Source organism: Streptomyces sp. NBC_00464, from assembly GCF_036013915.1.
Lineage (GTDB): Bacteria > Actinomycetota > Actinomycetes > Streptomycetales > Streptomycetaceae > Streptomyces.
On the sequence record NZ_CP107899.1, the window covers coordinates 6824463 to 6836954 of the forward strand.

A 12492-nucleotide genomic window follows, 5' to 3' on the forward strand; every position below is an offset into this window, starting at 1 on the left:
TGAACGACGAGAGTCCGCCGCCATGTACGAGCTGTCCCGGGTCCGCCTCTACTCCATCGGGCCTGCCGGCGCGCGCTACGCCGACACCGTGCTCGATCTGCGCGGTGTCGGCGAGCCAGTGCCCCACCCCGCACCGGCCCAGGCGGAGTTCTTCGAGGACGAGCCGGTCGGCCCGCCGCGCCGGCCCGCGCCCGCCGGGGTGCTCTTCCTGGAGAACGGCGGCGGAAAGTCCGTCCTGCTGAAGCTGATCTTCTCGGTGATGCTGCCCGGTCACCGCAACACCCTCGGCGGCGCCAGTTCCGGCGTGCTGCGCAAGTTCCTGCTCGCGGAGGACTGCGGACATGTCGCGCTGGAGTGGCAGCACACGCTGACCGGCGAGTGCGTGGTCGTCGGCAAGGCCAGCGAATGGCGCGGGCGCCAGGTCTCCAACGACCCCAGGAAGTTCGCCGAGGCCTGGTACTCCTTCCGTCCCGGACCCGGGCTCAGCCTCGACTCGCTGCCCGTCGCCGAAGCCACCTCGGTCGGCCGCCCCACCGAAGGCGTCTCCGGCGCACGCGGCAGGCGCCGAACCATGAAGGGCTTCCGCGACGCGCTCACCGAGGCGGGCAAGTTCTACCAGCACCTCGACGTGCACTGGGAGGAGATCCACGACCGCTGGAACGAACACCTCGGCGATCTGGGCCTGGACCCCGAACTCTTCCGGTACCAGCGCGAGATGAACGCCGACGAGGGCGAGGCGGCCGGACTCTTCGCGGTGAAGAAGGACTCCGACTTCACCGACCTGCTGCTGCGGGCCGTCACCGACACCCGCGACACCGACGGCCTCGCCGACCTCGTCAGCGGCTTCGGCAACAAGCTGGGCCGCCGTGCCGAGCTCACCGCCGAACGCGACTTCACCGCAGGCTCCGTCGACCTGCTCGGCCGCATCGTGGAAGCCGCCGAAGCACGCTCCAGGACCCGGGACATCCACGCCGGTGCCGAGCGCCGCACCCGCACGCTGGCCCGCAGGCTCTCCGCCCGCGCCGGCCTGGAGCGCGGCCGGACCGCGGAGCTCGCCCAGCAGGTCACCGGCGCCGCCCACACCGTCACCGGTGCCGAGGAGACCCGCAGCCGCAGCGCCCTGATCGCCGCCGAACTCGCCTACCGGCACGCCTCCCTGGCCCTGACCGCCGCCGAGAAGAGTGCCGCCGCCCAGCGCCGCGAGCTGGGTGACGCCCGCACCCTGCACTCCGCCTGGCAGGCCGCCGAGGCAGTGCTCCGCCACCGGGCCGCCGCCGACCGCTCCGCCCGCGTCGCCGTCGCCATCCGGGAGGCCGAGCGCGACGCCGCCCCGGCCCTGGCCGCACGTGCCACCGCCGCAGGCGATCTCGTACGGGCTCTGCACACCGCCGCCGAAGCGGGCGAGAGCGTGGCCAACGAGGAGGAGGAGCGCTCCGACACCCTCCAGACCGCGGGCGAGGCCGCACACCGGGACGCCACCACCGCCGCCACCGAGGCCCAGCGCGCCCGCAGCGAGGCCGGCCACCTGCGCCAGCGCCTGGCCGAGGTGGAGCAGGAGACCGCCGAAGCCGTCCGGGCGGGCTGGCTCGACGACACCGCGCCCAACGCGGACCCGGCCCGCGCAGCGCTCGCCGCGAATGATGCCGAGAAGTCCGCGGTAGCCGCCTGGGACACCGCCCGCGAGGCCGCCGGGGCCGCGGCGGACCGGTCCAGGCAGGCCGCCGCTGCCGAGAGCCGGGCCGAACTCGCCGCAGCGCGGGCCGCCGACGGCGCACGCGCCGCGGAGCAGGCGTACGAGGCCGAGCTCAGGGCCGCCGAGTCCATCGCCGCCGACCACCGCCTCGCCGACCTCCTCGGTCTGCCCGCTGTCGGAGGTGTTCCCCGGCCCCGGCGCGGCACGCAGGGCACTCAGGGCACGCAGGACGGTGCCGAGGACCAGCAGCAGTACGACGAGGGCGCGGGCACGGAGTCCGGTTCCGCCGCCCCGGACGGGACCGAACCGGCCGCCCACGGCGCCCACACGGCCACGGCCGCACAGCCGAGGCCGGTCGAACAGCCCCTCACCGCAGACGAGTTCGACCGCAGTGCGGAGGAGCTGCGGGACCTCCTCGACCAAGGCGTCGCCTCCGCCGAACGGCGGCTCTTCGAGCTGCGCACCGCGGCCGCGGACGACTCCCGCATCCTGGGCGCGCTGGGCGACGGCGGACTGCTGCCTCCGGGGCCCGACGTCCTCGCCACCGTCGAATACCTCGGCGAGCACGGCATCCCGGCGCTGCCGGGGTGGCGCTACCTCGCCCAGGCCGTCGACCCCGCCGACCACGCGGCCGTGCTCGCGGCCCGCCCAGAACTCGTCGACGGCGTCGTCATCACGGACCCGGACGCGCATGCCCGGGCCCGTGAAGTCCTCGGTGCCGCCGCACTGCTGCCGCGCTCCGCCGTGGCCGTGGGCACCGCCGCCGCACTGCTCGCGCCCGTCCCGGACCCCGCCGCCGGATCCGCCACGGGCACCGACGGGGTGTTCCTCGTCCCGCCGAACCCGGCGATGCACGACGAGCACGCAGCCGACGAGGAGCGGCAGGCGCTCAGGAGCCGTACCGCGGCCCGCGACGAGGACATCCGTACGCTGGCGGCCCGACTCACCGGGGACCGCTCGCTCGCCGCCCGTATCGGTTCCTGGCGCGCGGACTGCCCGCCCGGCATGCTCACCGAACTCGCGGAGGCCGCCGGCACCGCCCGTACGGCCGCCGAGACGGCACAGGCCGTACTCACCGAGGCCCGTACCGTGCGGGCCGAGGCCGACGAGGCCGCGGCGGACACCGCCCGCGTCCGCGACGAACGCCAGGAGGCCGCCCAGCGCGCCCGCCGGGCCGCCGACGCGCTCGCCGGACTCGCCTTCCGGCTCCGCGAACGGGCGGGCTGGCAGGTCAAGCTGCGCGAACTGGTCGACGAGGCGGCCGAGTCCGAGGCCCGGGCCACCGTCTGCCTGGAGCGGGCCCGCGCCGCCGACGAGGACCGCAGGGCCGCCCAGCGCGCAGCCGACGACGCCCGCCGCACCGCCCGTGCCCTGCGCGCCGAACGGGCCGAGATCGCCGGCGCCCCGGAGCACCTCCCGGAGCCGGAGGCGGGCGCCCCGCGCCACACCCTGCCCGCCCTGCGCGAGGCCTACCGGGCAGCGTCCCAGCTCTACGAGAAGGTCGGCGTCGGAGCCGACCTGCGCGCCGAACAGGCACGCGCGGAGAGCGACGAGAGCGCCGCGCTCGCCGAGCTCGACCGGCTCACCAACAAGGTCCGTACCCGGGCCGCCCAGCTTCTGGAAAGCACGGACGGCGCCGACGGCCCCTCCAGGCAGGCCGCGGCCGCCCGCGCCGAGTCCCTGGTCCAGCTCCTGGAGACGCGCGCATCGGCGGCCAGCGAGCAGCTGGGCCGGTTCCGCGGCGAGGCCGAGCGACTGGCCCCGGCCGACGGCGAGAGCCTGCACACAGAACTCCCCGACGAGCAGGCTCCCGCCGACGCCGAACAGGCCCAGGCCCTGCTGCGTACCGCGACGGCCGAGCTCTCCGCCGCGACCGCCGCACTGGACACCGCCCGCGCCGCACACGCCGAGCTGCTCCACGCCCACCGCACCGCCGAGGACTCGGCGGGCGGCTTCGACGAGACCGCGGCCCTGCTGCGCGACCTCCTGAGGGACCACGGCGCCGAGGACGACCCCGAGAACCCGGAGCCGTATCCCGGCAGCCTGGAGGAGGCCCGGCAGTCCGCAGCCGAGGCCCGCCGTTCACTGCGCGGCTGCGCCGCCGACCTCTCCACCGCGGAAGCGGCCGTACGGGAAGCGAGCGACGTCCTCGTACGGCACGCCAACTCCACCCGTTACGAACAGGTCCGCACCCCGGCCCGCCAGCAGATCCGCGAACTGCCGGCCGCGGCGCTGCCCGAGCACGCACAGAAGTGGGCGACGGCCTTCGCACCCCGGCTGCGGGTCCTCACCGACGAGCTGGCCCAGCTGGAGCGCAACCGCGAATCCATCGTCGACCGGCTGCGCGGCCTGGTGGACTCCGCGCTCACCACGCTCCGTTCCGCCCAGCGGCTCTCCCGGCTTCCCGAGGGCCTGGGGGAGTGGTCCGGTCAGGAGTTCCTCCGGATCCGCTTCGAGGAACCCGACCAGGCCACCCTCACCGAACGGCTCGGCGAAGTCGTCGACGAGGCGACCAAGGCGGCCCTGAAGAAGAACTCCGACCTGCGCCGGGACGGGATGTCCCTGCTGCTGCGCGGAGTGCAGGCGGCGCTGGAGCCCCGCGGCATCGCCGTGGAGATCCTGAAGCCGGACGCGGTGCTGCGCGCCGAGCGGGTGCCGGTCGGGCAGATGGGCGACGTCTTCTCCGGCGGTCAGCTGCTCACCGCCGCCATCGCCCTGTACTGCACGATGGCCGCCCTGCGCAGCAACGACCGCGGCCGTGACCGGCATCAGCACCGGCACGCGGGGACGCTGTTCCTCGACAACCCCATCGGCCGCGCCAACGCCACGTATCTGCTGGAGCTCCAGCGCGCGGTCGCGGATGCGCTGGGTGTGCAACTGCTGTACACCACAGGGCTTTTCGATACGACGGCGCTCGCCGAATTCCCGCTGGTGATCAGGTTGCGCAACGACGCGGACCTGAGGGCCGGGCTGAAGTACATCAGCGTCGAGGAGCATCTGCGCCCCGGGCTGCCCCAGCAGGACCCGGGCAGCGAGACGGTGCACGGAGAGATCACCGCCACCCGTATGTTCAAGCGGTCCGCACCGGCACCGGACGCGCCCACGACCCGGACCGAGAACGCATAGCCCGCGGCCCGGACACCGAAGAAGCGGAAGTGGGCCGGGGCGCGGGTCAGGCCCGGGAGAGGCGGCGTCCCGCGTCCCGCCGCCGTATTCGCGCGCCGTCCCGCTCGGCGGTCCGCGCCGCCCGCCTCGCCGCCCGCCGCTCGCGGCGCAGCTGACGGGCCGAACTGCTGGGCACCGACACCACACCGTTGCGCTGGTTCCACACCTGCCGGGTGACCCATACGTCCAGGACCGACCAGGTGGCGACCACCGTGCTGGCCACACTGCTGAGCACTATCGGAAAGGCCAGCCAGGAACCGGTCAGCTCGGCCAGGAAGGCGACCATGGCCTGGATGAGTGTCAGCGACGCGATGAGTACGGCCCGCACGGCGGCCGTGCGCACCGGATCCGGCATCCGCCGACGCGTGGCCGGCTCCTCGACCCAGAGCGGCTGCCGCGGACCCTCCGGTCGGCCGTGCTTCCCCGGGGCCGCGACGTCTGTCTCCTGCATCGTCCGGGCCGGTGGCACTTTCACCGCACCGTGACGCTCCTGCGTGTCCAAGGACTTTCAACTCCCCACCACTGTCCGACTTCAGGTTTGCTGCCCCGCATGCACCCTTTCTACGCGGACGGGACGCCCCGTCCTGCCCAGTGCACTCCTGCGACTCTCCTGCCCCCGTACAGACAGACGAGTGCCGGAAGATGAAGATTCCCTCGGTCCCGCCCGGAACGAAGAGATCCAGCCAACCGACAAGGGGAGGAATATGCCGCTCTGATAGGCGTCTTCTGTCGCTTTCGCGAATTTCATCTCCCGGAATACCGGGACAAGTCATGGTCAACTCCCAGTAAGGCGGCCGAAAATCGTCCGGACACGCCTTCGAGTTGTCTGTGTGTCGGTAGTAGGCTCGCGCCGTTTGTTGACGGAACACCATCCCCGCCCCGCGGGGCCGAGCTGGGGGAGGCCATGCGCTTTCGCGGAAAGTCCATCCGCAGGAAGATCGTGGCGTTGCTTCTGGTGCCGCTCGTCTCCCTCACCGCACTCTGGGGTTTCGCCACCTACCTGACGGGGCGCGAGGCGGGCCAGCTGCTGAGTGCGAGCACCATCGTGGAGAAGGTCGGCCACCCCCTGGAGGACACCGTCAGGGCCGTCCAGAACGAGCGCCGCCAGACCCTCGTCTTTCTCGCGGACCCGCGGGCCTCCGACGCCCTGCCGATCCTGCGCACGCAGCGCGCGGTCACCGACCGGGTCGTGAAGCGCGTGACGTCGAGTGCGCAGCAGAAGGACATCCGCGACGCCCTGCGCCCCGACGCCGAGACCCAGCTCAGCTCGATCCTCGGAGCGGTCGAGGAACTCGACGCGCTCCGCGACTCCGTCGACCGGCGCACCATCGACCGCACCAGGGCGATGGACTACTACAACCGCCTCATCGACCCCTGCTACAGCTTCTTGACCGGCCTCCACACGATGGAGAACGTGTCCATGGACAAGCAGGTCAGGGCGCTGACCGGTGTCTCGCGCGCCCGCGAGATGCTCTCCAGGGAAGACGCACTGGTCGCCTCGGGGCTCCTGGCCGGGCGGTTCACCGCCCCCGAACTCCGGCAGATCTCCGACCTCGTGGCCAACCGGGGGCTGCTGTACGAGATCAACCTCCAGGTGCTCCCCGCGTCCGAGCGACGCCGCATGGAGCAGTACTGGACGGGACCCGACAGCGAACCGCTGCGCACCGCCGAGGACAACCTCCTCGCCCAGGGGCCCACCCGCAACTCCCGTGCCGTGGACACCGCCCGCTGGCAGGAGGTGGCTCCGCCGGTCCTGGACCGGCTGGCCAACGACTCGACCGAGATGAACAACCGCTTCCAGGACCGGGGCAGGCCCGCCGGCTACGGCGTCCTGATCAAGGCGGGCGCCGCCGGCGTGCTCGGATTCCTGGCCCTGCTCGTCTCCGTCTTCGTGTCCGTACGCATCGGCCGTGAGCTCATCCGTGACCTCTCCCGGCTGCGCAAGGACGCCCACGAGGTCTCCGGAGTGCGGCTGCCGAGCGTGATGCGCCGCCTCGCCGCGGGCGAACAGGTCGACGTCGAGACCGAGTCCCCGCACCTCCAGTACGAACGGGACGAGATCGGCCAGGTCGGGCAGGCGCTCAACACCCTGCAGCGGGCCGCGGTCGAGGCGGCCGTCAAGCAGGCAGCCATGCGACGCGGGGTCTCCGAGGTCTTCGTCAACCTCGCCCGCCGCAACCAGGTGCTGCTGCACCGCCAGCTGACGCTCCTGGACACGATGGAGCGCCGCACCGAGAACACCGACGAACTCGCCGACCTGTTCCGCCTCGACCACCTCACCACCCGGATGCGGCGCCATGCCGAGGGCCTGGTGATCCTCTCCGGAGCCGCCCCCTCCCGGCAGTGGCGCAAGCCCATCCAGCTCATGGACGTGGTGCGCGCCGCGGTCGCCGAGGTCGAGGACTACGAACGGATCGAGGTCCGCAGGCTCCCGCGGATCGGCGTGGGCGGCCCCGCCGTCGCCGACCTCACCCACCTCATCGCCGAACTGCTGGAGAACGCCACGGTGTTCTCGCCCCCGCACACCGCGGTACAGGTGCACGGCGAACAGGTCGCCAACGGCTTCACCCTCGAAATCCACGACCGCGGCCTCGGGATGCCCCCCGAAGTGCTCCTGGACGCCAACCTCCGGCTTGCCGAGACCCCCGAGTTCGAACTGTCCGACACCGACCGGCTCGGCCTCTTCGTCGTCAGCCGGCTGGCCCAGCGCCAGAACGTCCGCGTGTCGCTCCAGACTTCCCCGTACGGGGGCACCACCGCCGTCGTCTTCATCCCGGCCGCGCTGCTCACCGACGCCCCGGACTCGCACGGCACCGGATTCCGTCTCGACCGCAGGTCCGAGAAGGCGATCGCCAGCAGCAGGCCGGGCAGCGAGCCGAAGGAGGGACCGGGGGAGGCAGCACCGGACCGCCGTCTCGCCGCCGCCCGCCCGCAGGGCCGGCCCGGAAGCCTCTCCCCGGTCCCCAGCGGGCTGGTGGACCCGGCTCTGCTGGACGGCCCGGTCGAGCTCGAAGGACCGCTCGCGCCCCTGGGATTCGACCGCGATCCGCTTCTCGAAGCCGTCACGGAGCGGGGTCTGGATCCCGTGTTCGACGGGGTCCCCGACCTGGACGACACCGAGAGCGAGCGCGGCGGCATCTTCCGCGCCCGCGAGCTCCGGCGCGACGACGACCGCGAGCAGCATCAGCAGGCGGCCGACCGTACGGCGGAGCCGGACGGTGTCCGGGCCCTGCGCCCGGACGGCGCGCGCCCGCTGCCCCGCCGCAAACCGCCGACTCTGGTCACCGACCGGGGCCGCCGCGTCGACGAGGGCGGCCGGGCCCACCCCACGGCCGCCGGTCCGGAGCCCACAGGCGGCTCTGTCCGGCCCCTGGCGACCGGCCCCGTTCCGCACGAGGACCGCCGCCGACCCACCGAACCCCGGCCGCCCACCGGCTTCCGGCCCCCCGCAGGGCCCGCCGAAGGCACGCCGTCGGCGCCGGCGCCCCGGTCGTCCACATCCGCCGTCCCGTCCCCGTCGGCGGCTCCGGACACCGTGGGCGGACTGCCCCGCCGGATCCGTCAGGCGAGCCTCGCCCCGCAGCTCCGCGAGGGCTCGGGCGCGCCCGGTCCGGACCCGGTGGAGAGCGCCGAGGACATCGAGCGGGACGCCGACGAGGTACGCAACCGCATGGCCTCGCTCCAGCGCGGCTGGCAGCGCGGACGCCTGCAGAACGCCGAGGACGTGACCGGCCCCGGTGACACAGCACAAGGAACCACTCCGGGAGGGGACGGTCCATGACCGCACCGAACGCCGCAGCACTCAACTCCGCACGTCAGGGGTCAGGTGAACTCAACTGGCTCCTCGACGAACTCGTCGAGCGCGTCGCCAGCATCCGCAAGGCGCTGGTCCTCTCCAGCGACGGTCTCCCCACCGGCGCGTCCAAGGACCTGACCCGGGAGGACGGCGAGCACCTGGCGGCCGTCGCCTCGGGGTTCCACAGCCTGGCCAAGGGGGTCGGCCGCCATTTCGACGCAGGCAGGGTCCGGCAGACCGTCGTCGAGCTCGACGAGGCGTTCCTGTTCGTCACGGCGGCCGGTGACGGCAGCTGCCTCGCGGTGCTGGCCGACTCCGACTCGGACGTCGGACAGGTGGCGTACGAGATGACGCTGATGGTCAAGCGCGTGGGAGCTCACCTGGCCAACGCCCCACGGACGACCGGTCTGTCCTCCGGAGGGTGAGTGGACGGGATGAGCGCCGACACCTCCCGTACCCCGGAGAACCCCGGCGGCCCGCAGTCATCGCGCTGGTACGACGCCGACGCGGGGCCGGTGGTCCGCCCGTACGCGATGACCAGGGGACGTACCAGCAGCGCGTCCCGCCATCGCCTCGACCTGATCGCGATCGTCATGCCCGAACCCGCGGCCGACGATCCCGGCAGGGACCAGATGCTCTCCCCGGAACACGTGGAGATCGTCGAACTCTGCAGTGACATGCCTCAGTCGATCGCCGAGCTCGCTGCCGGTCTGGACCTCCCTGTCGGGGTGGTCCGGGTCCTGGTCGGCGATCTCGTCGAGGACGAGCTGGTGCACGTAACCCGTCCCGTTCCGCCGGCCGAGCTGCCGGACGTGAACATTCTTCGCGAGGTGATCAATGGCCTTCGGGCGCTCTAGCCGCAACAGGCGGCCCGTTGAGCCCGTTACCCTGAAAATCCTGGTGGCGGGCGGCTTCGGAGTGGGCAAGACGACCCTGGTGGGCGCGGTCAGTGAGATCAGGCCGCTGCGTACGGAGGAGATGCTGAGCGAGGCGGGACGTCCGGTGGACGACCTGGACGGTGTCGAGGCGAAGACCACGACCACGGTGGCGATGGACTTCGGGCGGATCACGCTCCGCGAGGACCTCGTGCTGTATCTCTTCGGGACCCCGGGGCAGGACCGTTTCTGGTTCCTCTGGGACGAACTCGCCCAGGGCGCCCTGGGGGCGGTGGTCCTCGCGGACACCCGCCGGCTGGAGGACTGCTTCGCGGCGGTCGACTACTTCGAGCGTCGCGAGATCCCGTTCGCCGTGGCCGTCAACTGCTTCGAGGGCGCCGACCGGTTCCCCACCGGGACGGTGCAGGCGGCGCTCGACCTGGATCCGCAGGTGCCGGTGCTCATGTGCGACGCGCGGGACCGGGCGTCCGTACGGGACGTCCTGGTGGCCGTCGTCGAACACGCGGTGGCCCGAGTGGACCGGCTCCGCGAGCCCGTCACCACGTAGGACCGGCCGGCGTAACGCGGCCCGTACCCCCGCCGACGAGGGTACGGGCCGCGCGTCCACGGGCGGCGGGGGAGCGGAGGCCTCCCGCTACTCCTGCCAGCCGAGGCTCCGCTCCACCGCCTTGCGCCAGTTGCCGTACTCGCGTTCGCGGACCTCCGGCTCCATCCGGGGCTGCCACTCCACATCGCGCTGCCAGTGCGTCCTGAGCTCGTCGAGCCCCGACCACACGCCGGTCGCCAGCCCCGCCGCGTACGCCGCGCCCAGGCACGTCGTCTCCGCGATCCTCGGCCGGATCACCGGGACACCCAGCACATCCGCCTGGTGCTGCATCAGCAACTGGTTGGCCGTCATGCCGCCGTCCACCTTGAGCGTGGTGATCGGCACGCCGGAGTCCTGGTACATCGCGTCGACGACCTCACGCGTCTGCCAGCTGGTCGCCTCCAGGACGGCCCGTGCCAGATGCGCCTTGGTGACATAGCCGGTCAGCCCGGTGATCACACCCCGGGCGTCGGAGCGCCAGTAGGGGGCGAACAGCCCGGAGAAGGCGGGCACGATGTAGGCCCCGCCGTTGTCCTCGACGCTCGCGGCGAGGGTCTCGATCTCCGCGGCGCTCTCGATGATCCCGAGCTGGTCGCGGAACCACTGCACGAGCGCCCCGGTGATCGCGATCGACCCCTCCAGGCAGTAGACGGGCGCCTCGTCGCCGATCCGGTAGCCGAGGGTGGTGATCAGCCCGTTCTTCGAGGCCACGGGGCGGTTGCCGGTGTTGAGCAGCAGGAAACTGCCGGTTCCGTACGTGTTCTTGGCCGTGCCCGGGTCGTAACAGGCCTGGCCGAAGACGGCGGCCTGCTGGTCGCCCAGGGCGGAGGCGACCGGCACCCCGGCGAGCGCGCCGACGGCCGTTCCGTACACCTCGGACGAGGACCTGATCTCCGGAAGTACCGCTTCCGGAATGTTCATGGCGGCCAGGATGGACGGGTCCCACCGGAGTGTCTCCAAGTCCATCAGCATGGTCCGCGACGCGTTGGTCACGTCCGTGACGTGGACGCCGCCGGCGGTGCCGCCGGTGAGATTCCAGATCAGCCAGGAATCCATGGTGCCGAACGCGATCTCGCCCCGCTCGGCCCGTTCGCGCAGCCCGGGGACGTGCTCCAGCAGCCAGGCCGCCTTGGGGCCGGAGAAGTAACTGGCCAGCGGCAGGCCGGTGGTGGCGCGGAACCGGTCCTGCCCGTCCGCACCGCCGAGCTCGTGGCAGAGAGCGGCGGTACGGGTGTCCTGCCAGACGATGGCGTGGTGGACGGGGACCCCGGTGGCCCGGTCCCAGAGCACGGTCGTCTCGCGCTGGTTGGTGATGCCGAGCCCGGCAAGCTGGTCCGCCCGCAGCCCGGCCCGGTCCAGGGCGCCGGCCACGACGGACTGCACGGTGGTCCAGATCTCGGAGGCGTCGTGTTCCACCCAGCCAGGGCGGGGGAATATCTGCCGGTGCTCGCGCTGGTCGACGGCGACGACGGCACCGTCCTGGTCGAAGATGATGCAGCGGCTGGACGTGGTGCCCTGGTCGATGGCGGCGACATACCTGATCGTCATGACTCCCCTTGTCCGTCGGGTACTTCCGGCACGGTCCTCAGAACGCGGCGTTGAACACGAGGCCGCCGAGCAGCCCGCCCAGGAGCGGCCCCACGACCGGAATCCAGGCGTAACTCCAGTCCGACGTGCCCTTGTTCGGTATCGGAAGCAGCGAATGCACCAGCCGTGGACCGAGGTCACGGGCCGGATTGATGGCATAGCCGGTGGGCCCGCCCAGCGAGAGGCCGATGCCCACCACCAGGAGGGACACCAGGAGTACGGAGATCCCGGAGCCGTAGATACCGGCACCGGCCCCCGCGACCGGGCCGATCCCGATCCCCGGGTTCTTCCCGAAGGCCAGGATTGGCAGCACCAGAGCAGCCGTCGCGATGATCTCGGTGACGAGGTTGGCCACCGGATTCCGGATCTCCGGAGCGGTCGCGAAGATCCCGAGCGTGGGCCCGGACGTGTCCTCGTCGGCGTTGGCGCGGAACTGGGCGTAGTACGTCAGCCAGGCCAGCACCGCGCCGATGACGGCGCCCGTCAGCTGACCCGCGATGTAGAGCGGGACCTTGTCCCACTCGCCGGTGTCGACGGCGATGCCGACGGTCACCGCCGGATTGAGGTGCCCGCCCGACAGCGGGGCGGCGGTGTAGGCCCCGGCGAGTACGCCGAAGCCCCAGCCGAAGGCGATGACGACCCAGCCCGCGGCCCTGGCCTTCGAGTGGTGGAGCGTGACGGCGGCGCAGACGCCGGCGCCGAAGAGGATGAGGATGGCCGTTCCGAGGACTTCCCCGGCGAAGATGTCTCCATTGCTCATGGCGCTCCC

Annotated in this window: 8 protein-coding genes; 5 read left to right on the forward strand and 3 right to left on the reverse strand. The window is 72.5% G+C overall.

Annotation, left to right across the window (positions count from 1 at the left end; genetic code table 11):
- The first annotated feature begins 22 nt into the window (after nt 1-22).
- Entirely contained in the window at nt 23-4819 is a 4797-nt protein-coding gene (locus OG912_RS30660) for a hypothetical protein (protein WP_327712129.1), read from the forward strand.
- Between the two features lie 46 nt (nt 4820-4865).
- Here OG912_RS30660 and OG912_RS30665 read toward each other — a convergent pair whose 3' ends face one another.
- Nucleotides 4866-5309: a hypothetical protein gene (locus tag OG912_RS30665; RefSeq protein ID WP_327712130.1), complete on the reverse strand. Its 444-nt coding sequence runs from the start codon at nt 5307-5309 to the stop codon at nt 4866-4868.
- Nucleotides 5310-5762: 453 nt separating this feature from the next.
- Here OG912_RS30665 and OG912_RS30670 point away from each other — a divergent pair, with 453 nt between their 5' ends.
- From OG912_RS30670 to OG912_RS30685, 4 genes are read left to right on the forward strand one after another with little or no spacing between them, the layout of a single operon-like run.
- The gene (locus tag OG912_RS30670) at nt 5763-8639 is read left to right on the forward strand and encodes a sensor histidine kinase (RefSeq protein WP_327712131.1); all 2877 of its coding nucleotides are present in this window, start codon (nt 5763-5765) and stop codon (nt 8637-8639) included.
- A complete protein-coding gene (locus tag OG912_RS30675; RefSeq protein ID WP_219568140.1) occupies nt 8636-9079 on the forward strand; it encodes a roadblock/LC7 domain-containing protein in 444 nt (147 codons plus the stop codon). Before OG912_RS30670 ends, OG912_RS30675 begins: the two co-directional genes overlap by 4 nt.
- A 9-nt stretch (nt 9080-9088) precedes the next feature.
- A complete protein-coding gene (locus OG912_RS30680; RefSeq protein ID WP_326735024.1) occupies nt 9089-9511 on the forward strand; it encodes a DUF742 domain-containing protein in 423 nt (140 codons plus the stop codon).
- Nucleotides 9492-10097 carry a GTP-binding protein gene (locus OG912_RS30685; protein WP_327712132.1) on the forward strand — a complete coding sequence of 202 codons (606 nt, stop codon included), beginning with the start codon at nt 9492-9494 and terminating at the stop codon, nt 10095-10097. The genes OG912_RS30680 and OG912_RS30685 overlap by 20 nt, the downstream gene beginning before the upstream one ends.
- Nucleotides 10098-10184: 87 nt before the next feature.
- Here OG912_RS30685 and glpK read toward each other — a convergent pair whose 3' ends face one another.
- Both glpK and OG912_RS30695 read right to left on the reverse strand, forming a co-directional pair.
- Nucleotides 10185-11684, reverse strand: a complete 1500-nt coding sequence (gene glpK, locus OG912_RS30690) for a glycerol kinase GlpK (protein WP_327712133.1) — start codon at nt 11682-11684, stop codon at nt 10185-10187.
- Nucleotides 11685-11721: 37 nt separating this feature from the next.
- Nucleotides 11722-12483, reverse strand: a complete 762-nt coding sequence (locus OG912_RS30695; protein WP_326735021.1) for an MIP/aquaporin family protein — start codon at nt 12481-12483, stop codon at nt 11722-11724.
- Between the last annotated feature and the right edge of the window lie 9 nt (nt 12484-12492).

Excerpts from the sequence above, each read along its gene's own strand:
- OG912_RS30685 (WP_327712132.1), top strand. The coding sequence starts at position 9,492 with ATGGCCTTCGGGCGCTCTAGCCGCAACAGGCGGCCCGTTGAGCCCGTT.
- OG912_RS30675 (WP_219568140.1), top strand. The coding sequence starts at position 8,636 with ATGACCGCACCGAACGCCGCAGCACTCAACTCCGCACGTCAGGGGTCA.
- glpK (WP_327712133.1), bottom strand. The coding sequence starts at position 11,684 with ATGACGATCAGGTATGTCGCCGCCATCGACCAGGGCACCACGTCCAGC.
- OG912_RS30660 (WP_327712129.1), top strand. The coding sequence starts at position 23 with ATGTACGAGCTGTCCCGGGTCCGCCTCTACTCCATCGGGCCTGCCGGC.
- OG912_RS30665 (WP_327712130.1), bottom strand. The coding sequence starts at position 5,309 with ATGCAGGAGACAGACGTCGCGGCCCCGGGGAAGCACGGCCGACCGGAG.
- OG912_RS30670 (WP_327712131.1), top strand. The coding sequence starts at position 5,763 with ATGCGCTTTCGCGGAAAGTCCATCCGCAGGAAGATCGTGGCGTTGCTT.
- OG912_RS30680 (WP_326735024.1), top strand. The coding sequence starts at position 9,089 with ATGAGCGCCGACACCTCCCGTACCCCGGAGAACCCCGGCGGCCCGCAG.
- OG912_RS30695 (WP_326735021.1), bottom strand. The coding sequence starts at position 12,483 with ATGAGCAATGGAGACATCTTCGCCGGGGAAGTCCTCGGAACGGCCATC.